The organism is Bacillus sp. D7-8, from assembly GCF_052055895.1.
Classification (GTDB): Bacteria; Bacillota; Bacilli; order Bacillales; family Bacillaceae; genus Bacillus; species Bacillus velezensis.
In genome coordinates, this window is the sequence record NZ_CP179922.1 from 2,363,901 (window position 1) to 2,381,135 (window position 17,235).

Annotated in this window: 15 protein-coding genes; 1 reads left to right on the forward strand and 14 read right to left on the reverse strand. The window is 50.0% G+C overall.

The window, feature by feature from the left end; all coding sequences use genetic code 11:
* Positions 1-8: 8 nt before the first annotated feature.
* The 8 genes from ACKTRM_RS11375 to ACKTRM_RS11410 all read right to left on the reverse strand — a co-directional run bounded on the left by ACKTRM_RS11375 (position 9) and on the right by ACKTRM_RS11410 (position 10,041).
* Complete coding sequence (locus tag ACKTRM_RS11375; RefSeq protein WP_012117944.1) at positions 9-1,271, reverse strand: dihydrolipoamide acetyltransferase family protein; 1,263 nt, start codon at positions 1,269-1,271, stop codon at positions 9-11.
* Positions 1,272-1,292: 21 nt separating this feature from the next.
* On the reverse strand, positions 1,293-2,276 hold the full coding sequence (bfmBAB, locus tag ACKTRM_RS11380) for a 3-methyl-2-oxobutanoate dehydrogenase subunit beta (protein WP_003153216.1): 984 nt from the start codon (positions 2,274-2,276) through the stop codon (positions 1,293-1,295).
* Between the two features lie 12 nt (positions 2,277-2,288).
* On the reverse strand, positions 2,289-3,281 hold the full coding sequence (locus ACKTRM_RS11385; RefSeq protein ID WP_012117945.1) for a thiamine pyrophosphate-dependent dehydrogenase E1 component subunit alpha: 993 nt from the start codon (positions 3,279-3,281) through the stop codon (positions 2,289-2,291).
* 22 nt (positions 3,282-3,303) lie between these two features.
* Positions 3,304-4,725: a dihydrolipoyl dehydrogenase gene (lpdA, locus tag ACKTRM_RS11390; RefSeq protein WP_012117946.1), complete on the reverse strand. Its 1,422-nt coding sequence runs from the start codon at positions 4,723-4,725 to the stop codon at positions 3,304-3,306.
* Positions 4,715-5,830 (reverse strand): butyrate kinase, encoded by a 1,116-nt coding sequence (gene buk, locus ACKTRM_RS11395; RefSeq protein ID WP_014721483.1) that lies wholly within the window; start codon positions 5,828-5,830, stop codon positions 4,715-4,717. Before buk ends, lpdA begins: the two co-directional genes overlap by 11 nt.
* A 17-nt stretch (positions 5,831-5,847) precedes the next feature.
* Positions 5,848-6,942 carry a branched-chain amino acid dehydrogenase gene (gene bcd / locus ACKTRM_RS11400; protein ID WP_003153209.1) on the reverse strand — a complete coding sequence of 365 codons (1,095 nt, stop codon included), beginning with the start codon at positions 6,940-6,942 and terminating at the stop codon, positions 5,848-5,850.
* A 13-nt stretch (positions 6,943-6,955) separates the two neighbouring features.
* A complete protein-coding gene (gene yqiS, locus ACKTRM_RS11405) occupies positions 6,956-7,849 on the reverse strand; it encodes a phosphate butyryltransferase (protein ID WP_012117948.1) in 894 nt (297 codons plus the stop codon).
* 122 nt (positions 7,850-7,971) lie between these two features.
* Positions 7,972-10,041 carry a sigma-54 interaction domain-containing protein gene (locus ACKTRM_RS11410; protein ID WP_007408379.1) on the reverse strand — a complete coding sequence of 690 codons (2,070 nt, stop codon included), beginning with the start codon at positions 10,039-10,041 and terminating at the stop codon, positions 7,972-7,974.
* A 153-nt stretch (positions 10,042-10,194) separates the two neighbouring features.
* Here ACKTRM_RS11410 and ACKTRM_RS11415 point away from each other — a divergent pair, with 153 nt between their 5' ends.
* Positions 10,195-10,437 carry a DUF2627 domain-containing protein gene (locus tag ACKTRM_RS11415; protein WP_007408378.1) on the forward strand — a complete coding sequence of 81 codons (243 nt, stop codon included), beginning with the start codon at positions 10,195-10,197 and terminating at the stop codon, positions 10,435-10,437.
* A gap of 28 nt (positions 10,438-10,465) precedes the next feature.
* Here the strand turns inward: ACKTRM_RS11415 and prpB are convergent, their stop codons facing one another.
* The 6 genes from prpB to ACKTRM_RS11445 are packed head-to-tail and all read right to left on the reverse strand — an operon-like array spanning position 10,466 to position 17,179.
* Entirely contained in the window at positions 10,466-11,371 is a 906-nt protein-coding gene (gene prpB, locus ACKTRM_RS11420; RefSeq protein ID WP_012117949.1) for a methylisocitrate lyase, read from the reverse strand.
* A gap of 18 nt (positions 11,372-11,389) precedes the next feature.
* A complete protein-coding gene (locus ACKTRM_RS11425) occupies positions 11,390-12,817 on the reverse strand; it encodes a bifunctional 2-methylcitrate dehydratase/aconitate hydratase (protein WP_012117950.1) in 1,428 nt (475 codons plus the stop codon).
* A 25-nt stretch (positions 12,818-12,842) separates the two neighbouring features.
* A complete protein-coding gene (gene mmgD / locus ACKTRM_RS11430; RefSeq protein ID WP_012117951.1) occupies positions 12,843-13,940 on the reverse strand; it encodes a citrate synthase in 1,098 nt (365 codons plus the stop codon).
* 23 nt (positions 13,941-13,963) lie between these two features.
* Positions 13,964-15,097 (reverse strand): acyl-CoA dehydrogenase, encoded by a 1,134-nt coding sequence (locus ACKTRM_RS11435; protein WP_012117952.1) that lies wholly within the window; start codon positions 15,095-15,097, stop codon positions 13,964-13,966.
* A gap of 29 nt (positions 15,098-15,126) precedes the next feature.
* On the reverse strand, positions 15,127-15,978 hold the full coding sequence (locus ACKTRM_RS11440; RefSeq protein WP_012117953.1) for a 3-hydroxybutyryl-CoA dehydrogenase: 852 nt from the start codon (positions 15,976-15,978) through the stop codon (positions 15,127-15,129).
* 19 nt (positions 15,979-15,997) lie between these two features.
* Positions 15,998-17,179, reverse strand: a complete 1,182-nt coding sequence (locus ACKTRM_RS11445) for an acetyl-CoA C-acetyltransferase (RefSeq protein ID WP_012117954.1) — start codon at positions 17,177-17,179, stop codon at positions 15,998-16,000.
* Positions 17,180-17,235: the final 56 nt, after the last annotated feature.

The following is a 17,235-nucleotide window of genomic DNA, read 5'->3' on the forward strand; positions in this document are numbered from 1 at the left end:
AGTTTTTTTTAATAGACGGAAGTATGTTCATCAATGTTTTCTAAGATCTCTTTGACGCGTCCGAGGAATCGGCCGCACACGAGCCCGTCGAGCACTCTGTGATCTAAAGACAGGCAAAGATTAACCATATCACGAACGGCGATCATCCCGTTATTCATGACAACCGGACGTTTGACGATAGACTCCACCTGAAGAATCGCCGCCTGCGGATGGTTGATAATGCCCATAGATTGAACTGAGCCGAAAGATCCCGTGTTATTGACGGTAAATGTGCCGCCCTGCATATCTTCCGCGGTAAGTTTTCCGTTTCTCACTTTTTTCGCAAGGTCCGTTATTTCTCTGGCTATGCCTTTAATCGTTTTTTCATCAGCATGCTTAATAACCGGAACAAACAGCGAATCTTCCGTGGCAACGGCAATGGAGATGTTGATGTCTTTCTTTTGGACGATTTTGTCTCCCGCCCACATGCTGTTCATCTGCGGGAACTCTTTGAGAGCCTGCGCCGCCGCTTTTACAAAGAAAGCGAAAAACGTTAAATTGAAGCCTTCTTTTTGTTTAAATGAGTCTTTAATGCTGTTTCTGTACGCCGTCATATTCGTGACGTCCACTTCCATCATCGTCCAGGCATGCGGAATTTCTGTTTTGCTTTTATGCATATTGGCGGCGATGGCTTTTCTGACGCCTGTAACCGGAATTTCAATATCACCGGCTGACAGAGCTGGTGCCGGTGCTTGTTCTTGCTGTTGTTTCGGCGCTTGTTGCGTTGTTTGAACGGCAGCCGGCGCCGGTGCTTCCGACTTCTGCTTCATTCCCGAATCAATGATCTTTTGAATGTCTTTTCGCGTAATTCTTCCGCCTGCACCCGTTCCTTCAACTTCTTCAAGCTGAATGCCGTGTTCTCCCGCTAATCTGAGCACGGCCGGCGAATAACGCGCTTTATTTGACTGATCTTTACCTTGACGGTTTGCATCAGTGTCTGAAGGGCTATTCTGCTCTTCTTCCCGCTTCGGCGCCTCTTCGGTTTCCGTTTCTTCTGTTTCAATTTTGCAGATGATCTCGCCGACTGCAAGAGTCTGGCCTTCTTCTCCTACAAGTTCTCTAATCGTACCGGTAAAAGAAGACGGCACCTCCGCGTTCACTTTATCTGTCATGACCTCCGCGATGGGGTCATATTTATTCACTTGATCACCGGGGGATACCAGCCACTTGCTGATCGTCCCTTCCGTCACGCTCTCTCCGAGCTGAGGCATAGCCATTTGTTCAATCGCCATGTCAAAAACCTCCTTACGTCTTTAAAACTCCGCTAATTCTCTCATCGCGGCTTCTGCTTTGTCAGGATTCATCATGAAGTATTTTTCCATTGTCGGCGCATAAGGCATTGCCGGAACGTCAGGACCTGCAAGCCGCTTGATCGGCGCGTCTAAATCAAATAAGCAGTTTTCAGAAATAATAGCGGCGACCTCGCTCATAATACCGCCTTCTTTCGTATCTTCTGTGATCAGCAATACTTTTCCTGTTTTAGACGCGGCTTCAATGATGGCTTCTTTATCTAACGGATAAACCGTACGCAAATCTAATACGTGTGCGGAAATTCCGTCTTTTTCAAGGCGCTCGGCAGCCTGCAGAGCAAAATGGACGCATAATCCGTACGTAATAACAGTAATGTCGCTGCCTTCGCGTTTTACATCCGCCTTTCCGATCGGAAGGACGTAATCATCCGCAGGGACTTCGCCTTTAATCAGACGGTACGCTCTCTTATGTTCGAAAAACAGCACCGGATCTTCGTCACGGACTGCAGCTTTCAACAGCCCTTTTGCGTCATAAGGAGTTGAAGGCATGACAATTTTAAGGCCCGGCTGGTTGGCAAAAATGGCCTCCACAGATTGGGAATGATACAACGCGCCGTGCACGCCGCCGCCGTAAGGCGCTCTGATGACCATCGGACAGCTCCAATCATTGTTTGAACGGTAGCGTATTTTTGCCGCTTCTGAAATGATTTGGTTGACCGCAGGCAGAATGAAATCGGCAAACTGCATCTCGGCAATCGGGCGCATGCCGTACATCGCGGCGCCGATCCCTACACCGGCAATCGCTGATTCAGCAAGCGGCGTATCCATCACCCGCTCTTCTCCGAACTGTTCATAGAGACCCGCCGTGGCTTTAAACACGCCGCCTTTTCTCCCGACGTCTTCCCCGAGAACAAAAACGCGCGGATCTCTTTCCATTTCTTCTTTCATTGCTGCATTAATACTGTCAATATAAGACATTACAGACATAAGTATTCCTCCCTACTTCGCATAAACGTGATCAAGCGTTGATTCAGGAGATGCGTATGGCGCTTTCTCCGCTTCGTCTGTCGCTTCGTTTACGATAGCCATGATGTCATCCAGCATGGTCTTTTCTTCTTCTTCACCTAGAAGCCCGGCTTCTTTCAAGTATGCTTTGTATAAAAGAAGCGGATCTTGTTTCTTTGCTTCTTCTACTTCTTCGCGTTCTCTGTAGCTGCTGTCGTCGTCATCACTGGAATGCGGTGTCAAACGGTAGGAAACCGTTTCTATTAATGTAGGGCCTTCGCCTTTAGACGCCCGTTCGCGCGCTTCTTTTACGGCCCGGTAAACTTCCAGCAGGTCGTTTCCGTCAACAGTGACTCCCGGCATGCCGTAGCCTGCCGCCCGGTCGGATATTTTCTCGCACGCCACCTGTCTGTCATACGGGACAGAAATAGCATACTTATTGTTTTCACACATGAAAATGACCGGCAGTTTATACACGGCGGCAAAGTTTGCCCCTTCGTGAAAATCCCCCTGGTTGGAAGATCCTTCTCCAAAGGTAACGAAAGAGACGATATCCTTTTTATCCATGCGTCCCGCAAGCGCGATTCCGACTGCATGAGGCACCTGCGTCGTAACAGGGGATGAGCCCGTTACGATTCTGTTTTTCTTTTGCCCGAAGTGGCCCGGCATCTGCCTTCCGCCTGAGTTCGGGTCAGCTGCTTTCGCAAAACCCGACATCATCAAATCCTTTGCAGTCATACCGAATGCAAGCACAACCCCTATATCTCTGTAGTACGGAAGCACATAGTCGGTATCACGGTTTAAGGCATAGGCCGCGCCTACTTGCGCCGCTTCCTGTCCTTGACATGAAACAACGAACGGAATTTTGCCCGAGCGGTTTAAGAGCCACATTCTTTCGTCGATTTTTCTGGCTAACAGCATGGTTCTATACATTTCAACGGCTTCTTCGTCAGAGAGCCCTAATGCTTGATGGCGGTTTGTAGTCATTCAAACCCCTCCTTCTTTCCTTTTAAAAATGAATCGCGTTTCCGTCTGCGGCTAACGCAGCTTCTCCAATCGCTTCTGACAGCGACGGATGCGGATGTATGGACTGGCCGATTTCCCAAGGCGTCGCGTCGAGCACCTTGGCAAGCCCCGCTTCAGAGATCATATCGGTGACGTGCGGACCGATCATATGGACACCGAGAATATCATCTGTATTCCGATCGGCGACGATTTTGACAAAGCCATCGCTATCTCCGTATACAAGAGCCTTTCCGATTGCCATGAACGGAAACTTCCCGATCTTCAGTTCATGCCCTTTTCGAAGAGCTTCCTCTTCTGTCAGACCGACGCTCGCCGCTTCCGGATTTGAATAAATACATTTCGGCACAAGAGCGGCATCAAGCGGAGCCGGATTAAGACCCGCCATATGCTCAACGGCAATGATGCCCTCACGGGAGGCCACATGCGCAAGCTGCAGCCCGCCGACAACATCACCGATCGCATAAATGTGCGATTCCTTCGTCTGCCCGGCTTCGTTCACGATGATAGAACCGTTTTCCGCTTCAATATCCGTGTTTTCAAGCCCGATCCCTTCAATGTTCGGCTGGCGGCCGATGGAAACAAGCATTTGTTCCGCGTGATACGTTTCTTTTTTTCCATTCTTTTCAGCGGCAATTGAAACGCCGTCCGCTTTTTCCAATGTATCCGGAAGCACTTTCGCACCCGTCACGATCTTAATTCCTTTTTTCGTTAACAGTTTTTCCATCTCGCTTGAAATATCACGGTCTTCCGTCGGCAAAATGCGGTCTGCATATTCAATCACAGTGATATTGACGCCGAAATCGTTCAGCATGGATGCCCATTCAATTCCGATGACACCGCCGCCGACGATCATCATGGATTGGGGCAGACGTTCAAGCTCTAACGCTTCATCTGATGTCAGAATATATGTACCGTCTGCTTCTAAACCCGGCAGCATTTTCGGCCTTGAACCGGTTGCGATAATCAATTGTTTCGGTATCAGCATGTCGTTTTCTTCACCATTTGCGTATTCGACTGAAACCGTACCGGGAAGAGGTGAGAAGATGGAAGGGCCGAGCATACGTCCGTACCCGTTGAATACATCAATCTTCCCCTTTTTCATCAAGTGGGCGACACCGCCGGCCAGCCGGTCAACGATTCCCTGCTTTCGTTTTTGCACGCTGTCAAAGCGGAGGGAGACACCTTCCGTTTCAATGCCGAATGCTGCCGCTTCCTTTGCGGTTCGGTACACTTCCGCGCTTCTTAACAGCGCTTTACTCGGGATACATCCTTTATGCAGGCATGTTCCGCCAAGCTTTTCTTTTTCTACAACGGCCGTTTTTAAGCCGAGCTGGGCCGCTCTGATGGCGGCTACATAACCGCCCGTGCCGCCGCCCAGAATGACCACATCATACTCAGTCGCCATTTGTTTTCACTCCTTCGCCGATCTGATATTGCTTTGACTGCTCCTCACCGGCTAAAACCCGAAGCGCACCTTGCGCGAGAGATTGCAGTTCATTTTCTCCCGGGTACACCAGTACATCCGAAATCCAATCTATGTACGATCTGATGGCGGATACGAAACTTTTCCCGTACGCCAATCCGCCCGTCAGGACGATAATGTCTACTTTTCCTTTTAAAACGGCGCTTGCCGCCCCGATTTCTTTTGCTACTTGATAAGCCATGGCGTCATAAATGAGACGTGCGTTTTCATCTCCGGCCTGAATGCGTTTTTCCACCTTCACCGCGTCCGTTGTCCCCAGGTAGCCGGAGAGTCCGCCCGTGCCGACAAGTTTTTTCATCATATCGGCTTTTGAATACTTGCCGGAAAAACACATTTCTACCAAATCACCCGCCGGAACAGTTCCCGCGCGCTCCGGGCTGAAGGGTCCTTCTCCGTGAAGCCCGTTGTTAACATCCGTCACCCGTCCGCAATCATGGACACCGACTGTGGTGCCGCCGCCCATATGAGTGACGATCATCTTCATCTGTTCATACCGTTTGCCGAGGGACGCCGCCGCCTGACGGGCAACAGCTTTTTGGTTCAAAGCATGGAAAATGCTTTTCCGCTTGATTTCAGGCATTCCTGATACTTTAGCGAGCGGAGTCATCTCATCCACCACGACCGGATCGACGATATACGCGGGGATATTTAATCCGTCAGCTATTTCCCTGGCAATAATTCCGCCCAGATTAGAAGCATGCTGGCCGTTGTAGCCGTTTTTCAAATCAGTGATCATGGCGTCATTCACTTCATATGTGCCGCCCTCAATCGGTCTGAGCAGGCCGCCCCTGGCACAAACGGCATCGAACTTTGAAATGTTGATGCCCTGTTCGTGCAAAGACTCAAGAATGCTTATTTTTCGAAATTCGTATTGGTCGATGATGCTGTTAAATGTTTTTAGCTCTTCTTCGGGATGCCGCAGCGTCTTTTCAAAGATACAGCGTTCATTGTGAAAGACACCGATTTTCGTTGATGTTGAGCCTGGATTCAGAATGAGAATGCGTTTTTCCTTTTCGAACATTTTCATACCTCCAGATCAAATTCCTATCGTCTGCTTAATATACTTTGGCCGTTTTGCAGAAACTGGCTTCTTGAACGGCGCATGCGCTCAATTCGTTCCTCAGCCAGACGGTCAGCCGCTAAGTATGTCGGAATGCCGTCACGCGCGGAAATATCGAGCACCCGCTCAATGTTTGCATAAATGCCTTCAACCTTTTTCAAAGCCCGCTCAGCATTGTAGCCGTAAAGCTCATCGGCCACATTGATGACCCCGCCTGCATTGATGACATAATCCGGAGCGTACACGATTCCCATTTCATGAATGGTATCGCCGTGACGTGTTTCTTTCAGCTGGTTATTGGCCGCTCCCGCAATGACTTTCGCCTTCAGCTGTTTAATCGTGTCATCGTTAATGACGGCGCCGAGAGCACATGGGGCATAAATATCGCACGCCTGTGAGTAAATGTCGCCGGGATCAACTGCGCGGGCGCCGAAGTCCTCAACGGCACGTTTAACAGATTCTTTATTGATATCCGTTACGATTAAAGAAGCGCCTTCTTCGTGAAGGTGGCGGCATAGATTGTAAGCCACATTTCCCACGCCTTGCACGGCAATTGTTTTACCTTCCAGTGAATCAGTGCCAAACGCTGCTTTCGCTGCGGCTTTCATCCCTTTGTAGACGCCATACGCCGTAACCGGGGACGGATTTCCTGATGAACCGAATGCCGGAGAAATTCCGGTTACATAGTCTGTTTCATCATGAATGATGTCCATATCTTCAACGGTCGTGCCGACGTCTTCCGCCGTAATATACCTTCCGTTTAAGCCTTGGATGTAGCGGCCGAACGCGCGGAACATTTCTTCATTTTTATCTTTGCGCGGGTCTCCGATAATAACGGTTTTCCCGCCGCCTAAGTTTAAACCGGCAGCCGCATTTTTATAAGTCATGCCTTTTGCAAGTCTCAGTGCATCTTCAATCGCCGCTTCTTCACTGTCATATGTCCACATTCTTGTTCCGCCGAGTGCGGGGCCGAGCGTCGTATCATGAATCGCGATGATCGCTTTTAATCCGGATTGTTCATCTTGGCAGAATACCAATTGTTCGTAATCATAAGTCTCCATATATTTAAAAATTTCCATAGGTTCGTTCCTCCTACTGTTCTTGTGATGCGCAAATCGCAAGCGCAATTGAATACAGTTTATTTTCTGCGGTATCCGCTCTGCTCGTTAATGCGATCGGCGCTTTTGCACCGGCGATGACGGCAGCAACATTTGCTTTCGCAAAATAAATCATTGACTTATAAAGCATATTTCCGGCCTCGATTGAAGGAACCAAGAGAATATCCGCCTGGCCCGCTACGCTTCCGGAAATCCCTTTTTGCAGCGCAGCCGCTTGGGATACGGCATTATCCAAAGCAAGCGGTCCGTCCGCAATGCAGCCGGTAATCTGTCCTCTATTGCACATCTGGACGATCGCAGCCGCGTTCAGGGTCGCCTCCATTTTCGGATTAACCGTTTCAATAGCGGCAAGGACTGCGGCTTTCGGCATAGGGTTCCCTACTGAATGTGCAACGTGAACCGCATTTTGCAGAATATGCCCGAGCTCTTCAAGAGACGGGGCAATGTTCAGCGCTGAATCAGTCACATACATCAGCCGGTCATAGTCCGGCACCTCAAAAACGGCTACATGTGATAACACCATTTTTGAACGAAGCCCTTCATGGCGGTTTAAAACCGATTTCAGAAGAGTTGAGCTCGGGAGATTCCCTTTCATTAAAACGTCCGCCTCTTGTTCACGCACTGCGCGCACTGCTTTTGCCGCAGATTCTTCGGGTGAATCGGCGTGGATGATTTCAGCATTGAACTTCGGCTCATTTGCCAGAAGCTCTTTCAGCTTTCCGCTGTCACCCGTCAGTAAAAATCGTGCCGACAAGTGTTCTGCCGCCATTTTGACGGCCTGGATCACTTCTTTATCTGCTGCGTGGGCCACTGCAATGGTTTTTGCGTTTTTTGCCGCGGCTTTTTCAACTAGGTCTCTCAGCTTCATTTTGTACCACCTTCCTTGTGCGAATCCGCTTTTAACAATGCAAGTTCCGTGCCAAATGTGCGGGAGGGTTTATTCCGGCTTTTTTCAAGAAAGCATGCAGCTGTTTGCGCTTTCTCTGCAATTTATTGCATGCCGTCATTTGCAAGGCCGTACTTGTCCATTTTGTAGTACAGATTCCGAATGCTGACACCAAGCGCTTTTGCCGTTTTGGTTCGGTTGAATTTATGCTTTTCAAGCGTTTTTTGAATGACGTGCGCTTCAAATTTTTCAACAGCCTGAGACAGCTTTTCCCCTTCCACATCCGGAAAATCACTTTGGGTGCCGTTTTTTTCATTTAGCTCTGATTCAAAAACAGGCAGATGCTGCTGTTCGATCCGTTCCATGTGCGGCTCTAAAAATATCATTGCCCGTCCGAGAACATTTTCAAGCTCCCGGACGTTTCCCGGCCAGCTGTAGGCTGATAAAGCTCGCAGCGCGTTCGGCGTGAGCCCCTTTACATTGCGGCCGTAATCCTGATTGATTTTTTCAATGAGCCGAATGCTCAGCGCTTCAATATCTTCTTTGCGCTGCCGAAGCGGCGGGATTGAGATCGGATAGCGGTTAATCCGGTAATACAGGTCTTCACGGAACGCGCCTTCCGCCATGGCCTTTTCGATGTTGACGTTTGTCGCTGCGATAATTCTGACATTGACAGAAATCGCTTTAGCGCCGCCGACTCTGATAATTTCTTTTTCCTGCAGAACTCTGAGCAGCTTTGCCTGGGTGCTTTGGGTCAGCTCTCCGATTTCATCTAAGAAAATGCTGCCGTTATTCGCTTCCTCAAAAAGTCCTTTTTTGCCCCCGCGCCTCGCGCCCGTAAACGCGCCTTCCTCATAGCCGAAAAGCTCGGATTCTAGCAGGGATTCAGACAGGGCGGCACAATTGACCCGGATGAACTTATTGTATTTTCGGTCGCTTTCATTATGGATGGCGTGGGCGAAAAGTTCTTTTCCTGTGCCGGATTCTCCCCGCAGCAGAATCGTCGCCGGCGTTTTCGCCCCGAGCTTCGCCTGTTCAAGGGCGACCAGCATTTGTTCACTCGTGCCGATAATGTCGTCAAACGTGTATTTCGCTTCAAGCGTGCGGATGATCTGGCGCGCCCGATTCAGCTCAGCAGTCAGCGTTTTAATTTCTGACACGTCGTGGATGACGCCGACGCTACCTTTTAAAATACCGTCCACAATAACGGGGGCAACATTTACGATAACATCCTTTTTATTGGGGCCGACCTTCATTCTCACACCCCGCACGGGCCGCCTTGTCCCCAATACTTTCAGGTGCATGCTCTCCCCTTCTGAGATATCGGTGGAAGCGGGTTTTCCGATGACTTCGCTTTCTGACAGCCCGGTCATTTTTGTATACGCTTTGTTGATTAACATTCCGATGCCGTTTTCATCAACGACAGAAATGGCCTCGTCTGATGATTGTATAATCGCTTCAAGCATGGTGCGGATTTGTTTTAAGTTCGTGACCTCTTCCGCCAGTTCAACTGCGTCGGTGATATCTTTAAACACGCATAACGCGCCGAGAAGTTTTCCGCCTTCATCAATGATCGGCAGTCTTGTCGTGACAATCTGCAGGTGCTTTCCGAGAAGCTGCTTCTGGTTATATTCCGGCTCTCTCGTTTCCAGAATCCGCGGCAGCTTTGTGTTCGGCACTACATCTTTAATTTGGCGGCCGATGACATCCTCCCGTTTTTGGCCGACCATTTTTTCTGCCATCTGATTAAATAAAATGATCGTTTCGTTGACGTCTATAAAAATCATGCCGTCGTGCGTTGAATTAAAAATCCGGTCATGCTTATACGTCTGCGACTTCAGCATTTGGATAAGCTGCTGTTTTTCCTCCATCAGCTGAAACACCATGTACGCCAATTTTCCCGGCATGACGATGGTTTGTTCTTTTTTCTCATGGAGCAGCTCATCCATGACCGCTTTATCGCCTGTTGTATGGATGATAATATCTATATCTTCAGTTATGTAGGGTTTCCAATCTGATGAGGTTGCAATTCCATATCTCCGGGCTTCTTGCAGCCCTTGCGCCTCCGGATCTTGATCAACCACCGCAATAATCCGGATCAGCTTTGTTTTCATCAAAATCTGTAGGAGCGCCGTGCCTCCTTTACCAGCACCTATAATCAGCACCTTCTGCATCCCGATACCCCTTTATATGAAAAAATTTGCACACCTGTATTTCCCGTTGCAATAATTTGCACAACCCCTATGTTACCACGTTTTGATCTCTTGACAAAATATTTTTTCGATTGGACAATAAAGGAAAACATATCGTAAAGGGGTTTTCTGAATATGAGCCGGCTTGTTGCGCTTTTGATTCTGGTCCTCCCCGGCGCTGTCGCGGCGCTCGGCATTAAGCTGATGAGAGATGCATTATTCGGGCATGCGTTTTCCCCGTTTCCGTCCCTTTTTCTTCAGGGGGCGGCCGGATTGGCGTTTTTTTTGTTCGGCCTTTATGTTCTGGCCGGATTTATTCTGTACAGAGATCGGAAACGCAATCAAGTCAGCCCGCGGTTCAGGAAAAAAAAGCTGTAAAAAAAGCCCTTGCAAAAAAAGGGCTTTTTCAGTCGTCCGGCAGTATTGTTTTGGCAATGGATTGATCCAGTTCTTCATAGTCATCGTAAGCGATCGTTTCATATAGTTCTTTTCTCGTCTGCATATCCGAAAGCCCCTCTTTTTGCGAGCCTTCTTCTTTCAGAAGGCGGAAAATACGCTCAAAAGCCTTGGCCGCCGTTCTGAGTGACGTGACCGGGTAAATGACCATCTGACAGCCCATATCGGAAAATTCATCAGCACTGTAATACGGCGTTTTTCCGAATTCAGTCATGTTTGCGAGAATCGGCACACTGATTTGTTTGGAAAACGCTCTGAATTCACTTTCGGATTGGAGCGCTTCCGGAAAAACAGCGTCAGCACCCGCTTTTATATAAGCGGACGCCCTTTTTAATGCCCCCTCCAATCCTTCCTGCTGTCTGGCGTCTGTTCTCGCAACAACAAGAAGAGTCGGCGCGGCCCGCTTGACCGCTTGGATTTTTTGCGCCATTTCTTCAATCGGCACGAGCTGCTTCCCATTCAGATGTCCGCATTTTTTCGGCAGGCGCTGATCCTCCATCTGGACGGCGGCCGCGCGCGCTTCATACATTTCTTTCGCCGTCCGGGCGGCATTCAGCACTCCTCCGAAACCCGTGTCAATATCGACAAGGACGGGCAGATCAGACGAGCGGACCAGATCTTTAACCCGTTCAGCCATTTCCGCCGACGTGATGATCCCTAAATCGGGCAGCCCTCTGCTCGCCGTGTAAGCCGCGCCTGATAAATAAAGAGCCGAAAACCCCGTTTTCTTGGCGATAAGAGCGGCCATCGCATCATGGGCGCCGGGGATCTGCAGTAGATCCGGCGCTGTCATCAGCGTACGGAACCGCTCTGCAAGCTCCTCTTGAGACGACTGCTTGCTGACGATCCACGTCATGTTTGTCACCCTCCTATTTTATACGAGAAATAAGTCCATAAATTCACTGACGCTGAGCTTCTGCATTCGGCCGCTATGTTCGCAGGCCTCTTCGATTTTTCGCTGCTGCTTCAATGAAAAATGAGTGCTGATGTTTGCTGAAAACTTGGCAAGAATCTTCGGAACGGCTTCTTTTCTGCGGAACCGGTGCCCGAGCGGGTATTCACATTCAATCCGTCCCGTAGCCGTGCCGTCTGTAAAATGCACCTGTACGGCATTTGATATGGATCGCTTATTCGGGTCTAAGTAATCTTTTGAGTACGCTTTGTGTTCCGTCACCTCCATTTTGCTCCGCAATGTATCAATTCGCGGGTCAGACGCTGTTTCCTCTTCATAATGATCGGCCGTGATATCTCCGAAAAGCAGCCCGATTGCCGTAATGTACTGGAGGCAGTGATCCCGGTCAGCCGGATTGTGAAGCGGCCCTTTTTTATCGATAATCCGGATTGCCGACTCATGCGTCATAATCGTGATCCTGTCAATGTCTTCGATGCGGTCTTTCACCTCCGGATGAAGCCGGACCGCGCATTCCGCCGCTGTCTGGGCATGGAATTCAGCCGGGTAGGATACTTTAAACAGAACATTCTCCATCACATAAGACCCAAGCGGGCGGGCAAGCTTTATTTCCCGCCGGTTAAACAATACGTCTTGAAATCCCCACCCAGATGCGGTCAGAGCCGTCGGGTACCCCATTTCACCTTTGTGCGCCATAAGGGCCAAATATACCCCTCTGCTCGTCGCGTCGCCGGCCGCCCATGATTTGCGTGATCCGGTGTTCGGCGCATGACGGTACGTTCTGAGGCTTGAATTATCAATCCAGGCATGAGATACGGCGTTATTGATTTCCTCTTTTGAGCCGCCCAGCATTTGCGCGCAAACAGCCGCAGTCGCCACTTTCACAAACAGCACATGGTCAAGCCCCACTCTGTTTAAGCTGTTTTCCAAAGCGAGAATTCCTTGAATTTCGTGCGCTTTGATCATTGCGCAAAGCACATCGCGCACGGTAAGCGGTTCTTTCCCTTCTGAAATCCGCACTCTGGATATATAATCCGCACAAGCCAATATGCCTCCGAGATTGTCAGACGGATGACCCCATTCCGCAGCAAGCCACGTATCATTATAATCGAGCCACCTGTTGATACAGCCGATATTAAAAGCAGCCGTGACCGGGTCTAAAACAAAAGGCGTGCCCGGGACTCTGCTGCCGTTGGGCACGGCGGTTCCCGGGACAATCGGGCCGAGCAGCTTTGTACATTCGGGATAGCTGAGCGCCAAAATTCCGCAGCCTATCGTATCAAGAAGCACATGTCCTGCCGTAGTAAAAGCTTCTGAACTGTCAATCTCCTGATGGAGCACGTAGTCAGAAATCTCTTCGATTACAGCGTCCATTCGGCGGGGTTCTGTCATGTTTTCATCTTCCTTTCTCATCTGATTACAGGCGCGCTCCGGTATAGCGGACACGCGGGCGGAAAAGCCGGTTTCGGCTGTGCTGTTCAATGACGTGAGCGCACAGTCCGACCGTCCGTGCGCTGAAGAATATAGGCGTGTACAGCGGTATCGGGATGCCGAGCATGTAATAGACCGGCGCTGCGTAGTAATCTAAATTCGGATAAAGGCCTTTTTTCTCCCGCATGACGGTTTCGCCGGCTTCACACATATGATAAAGACGGAAATCACCTGAAAGATCAGACAGCTGTTTCAACGCTTCTTTCATCATGAGCGCCCTCGGGTCCATTTTTTTCATGTAGACACGGTGGCCGAAGCCCATGATTTTTTCTTTGTTTGCGAGTTTTTGAGTTAATAATTGTGTAAACCCGTCTGTATCCTTCGCTTCCTCAAGCATGTACATAACCGCTTCGTTCGCTCCGCCGTGAAGATTTCCCTTAAGCGAGGCGACGGCTCCGGTCAGCGCGCCGTAAATATCCGATTGCGTCGAAGCGATGACACGGGCCGTAAACGTTGAGTTCGGCAATTCATGCTCACTGTATAAAAGAAGCGACCTGTCGAAGATTTCTTCTTCCAAAGATGACGGCGTTTTTCCGGTAATCATATATAAAAAGTTTGCGCTGTATGATAAGGTTCCGACCGGAGCCAAAGGCTCCAGCCCGTTGATGACTCGATAGCTGTTGACCGTCAGATTCGGCATTTTGCCTATCAGTCCGCGTACGCGGTGCTGATTTACGGAAGATGAACGGTCATCGATGTCCTTGTCAAAGCCTCCAAGCGCAGACAAACCCGTCCTCAATCCGTCCATCGGGTGAGTATGTTCGGGCAGCAGACGGCATATGTGCAAGATTTCCTCGGGAAGGTGTCCGCCGCGCCGAACGTCTTCTTCAAGCGCTGCCTTCTCTTTCACATCAGGAAGTCTGTCTTCCAATAAGAGATGAACAATGTCCATATAGCCGGCCGTTTTAGAAAGCTCAATCAGATCGTGGCCTTTGATTAAAATACTGCCCTGCTGTGTATCCAGGAAAGAAATCCCCGTTTCCACCGCAATGATGCCATCTAAACCGGGAGAATAAGATTCCATGGTTTCGCTCCTTTGCGCACTTTTTATTGAAGAAGATACTTAGAAATAATCAGCCTTTGAATCTCATTGGTTCCTTCATAGATTTGCGTAACTTTCGCATCCCGAAATAAACGCTCCGCGGGATACTCTTTCATATAGCCGTAGCCGCCGTGAATCTGCACAGCCTCCACCGCCGCTTTCATCGCCGCATCGGACGCGAATTGCTTCGCCATAGATGCTTCTTTTCCGCACGGAAGCCCTCGCTGATACAGATCAGCAGCATGATAGACCAATAATTTGGTAGCTTCCGCATTCGTCGCCATGTCAGATAATTTAAATGAAACGGCCTGATTCGAAGCGATGGGTCTGCCGAACTGGCTGCGGGTTTTGGCGTACTCCACCGAGCAGCCGAGCGCCGCTTCGATAATCCCGAGCGCCTGAGCCGCTATGCCGATCCGTCCGACGTCAAGGTTTTTCATGGCGATTGAAAAGCCCTCGCCCTCTTCGCCGAGCCGGTTTTCAATCGGAATTTCTGCTTGGTCAAACTGCAATTCGACAGTATTGGAACCTAACAGTCCGAGCTTTTTTTCTTTTTTTCCGACAGAAAAACCGGGTGTGTTTTTTTCAACGATAAACGCTGAAATCCCCTTTCTCCCTTTACCCGGATCGGTTATGGCGAATGTCAGATACAGATCTGCCGCTCCTCCGTTTGTAATAAAGATTTTTGAACCGTTCAGAATATATGAACCGCCTTTTCGCACGGCCGTTGTTTTCAGGCCTCCCGCATCAGATCCGGATTGAGGCTCAGTAAGCGCAAAAGCCCCAATATATTCGCCCGCTGCCAGCTTCGGAATATACGTTTGTTTTTGGGCTTCTGTCCCGAAATGCAAAATCGGGATTGTCCCTACTGATGTGTGGACGGACAAAATGACGCCGACGGCCGCGCTGACTTTTGATATTTCATGAATCGCTAAAATGTAAGATGTTGTATCAGCACCCGCCCCGCCGTAAGTTTCCGGGACGGGAATACCCATCAATCCCGCTTCGCCCATTTTTTTAATCAGCCGCTCCGGAAATTCATCTGTTGATTCCATGAGCTCAACCACCGGCGCGATTTCCTTGCGGGCAAAATCACGCACCATTTTTCTCATCATGATGTGCTCTTCTGTAAAATGCATGGCTGCCGTCTCCCCTCATGATCTTTACGTCATCTGCCGTACTCATAAAAACCGCGCCCGCTTTTTTTGCCGAGCCAGCCGGCGCTGACATATTTTCTGAGCAGAGGGCATGGGCGGTATTTCGGATCTCCGAGCCCCGCATAGAGAACCTCCATAATGGAAAGGCACGTATCCAGCCCGATGAAGTCAGCTAATGTTAAAGGACCCATCGGATGCCGCATGCCGAGCTTCATCACCTCATCAATCGCTTCCTTTGAAGCTGCTCCTTCATAAAGGCAATAAACGGCTTCGTTAATCATCGGCATTAATATGCGATTAGATATAAAGCCCGGGAAGTCATTGACTTCGACAGGGGTTTTATTCATCCGGACGGCAAGCTTCTTTACTGTTTCCGCCGTTTCTTCCGATGTGGCGAGTCCTCTGATGACTTCGACAAGCTCCATGACAGGAACCGGATTCATAAAATGCATGCCGATTACTTTTTCAGGCCTTTTTGTGGCCGCGGCAAGCTCCGTAATGGGAAGAGAAGACGTATTGCTTGCCAATACGGCATGAGGGGGACAGATTTTATCTAGTGTGTCAAACAATTCTGCTTTTGCTTTTTTGTTTTCTGCAATGGCTTCAATTATAAAATCAGCATCTTCCGCTTCTGTGAGTTCTGCCGGGGAAATACGGCTGAAAACGGCATCTGTCTCCTGCCGTGACTTCCGTCCTTTTGCCTGCTCTTTCTCCAGGTTTGTCTTTATGCGGTGAAGACCTTTTGTTACCGTTTCCGGCTCCCAATCGTATAACTTGACGGCAAACCCGGCTTCTGCAGCCGTCTGCGCGATGCCTGCTCCCATCTGACCCGCACCTGCGACCATGATTGTTTTCATCTTCATCCGGCGCTCCCTCCTTTGATCAGTACACCTCAAGCAGGACGGCATCTCCTTGAGCCGCTCCGCTGCATATAGCCGCTACGCCTAAACCCCCTCCGCGACGCTTTAATTCGTATATTAAACTCATGATGATTCTCGCTCCGCTTGCGCCGATCGGGTGGCCGAACGCGATTGCCCCTCCGTTTACATTCACTTTTTCCCGGCTGAACCCGGCTATTTTTTCACTCACCAGCACGACGGACGCAAATGCTTCATTTACTTCAAACAAATCAATATCGTCAACGGACAGTCCGGTTTTTGTCAAGAGCCGGCTGATGGCCTCTCCCGGCGCGCTGGCCAGCTCGGACGCTTCCAGTCCGACTGACGCAAAGCCAAGTATCGCTGCGAGCGGCCTGACATGCTGCTTCGCGGCTTTTTCCTCTGACATCAGCACAAATGCTCCTGCCCCGTCATTTACACCGGGAGCGTTTCCGGCTGTAACCGTTCCGTCGGCTGTAAAAATTGGCTTGAGCGCTGCAAGCTGCTCAAGGCTCGTATCAGGGCGCAGCCCCTCATCCGCTTCAACGGTATGCTGTTTGCCCTTTTTGCCGGTCCAGGTGACGGGGACAATTTCTTCACGCAATTTGCCCGCCTCGGCCGCCTCAGCCGCGCGTTTCTGACTCAAAAGAGCGTAATGATCCTGTTCATCCCGGGAAATGCCGTACTTTTTGGCCGCAGTGCTTCCGTGGACAGCCATATGCACCTGGTCGAACGCACAGGTCAGCCCGTCATGAACCATTAAATCCTGAAACACCCCGTCCCCCATCCTCACACCCCAGCGGCCGGCCGGAATGGCGTACGGAATGTTGCTCATGCTTTCCATTCCGCCTGCAATCAGCACGTCCGCATCTTTCGCCCGGATCATTTGATCACAGATGGTAACGGCCCTGAGCCCTGATGCACAGACCTTATTAATGGTTTCAGCCGGAACGGACCACGGAAGCCCGGCATATCTTGCAGCCTGCCGTGCCGGAATCTGCCCGGCACCCGCCTGGACGACCATTCCCATCACCGCTCCTTCCGCTTCGCTTTCACTGATAGCGGCGCGCTTGATTGCTTCTTTTATGGCAATGCCGCCAAGCTCGGCTGCCTTTACCTCTTTTAATGCGCCGCCAAATTTTCCGAACGGCGTTCTTGCCGCACTGACGATAACCGTTTTTCCCACAATTTTGCCTCACTTTCAATAAGATAAAAGATAACGCTTACACAAAACGCCCTGTT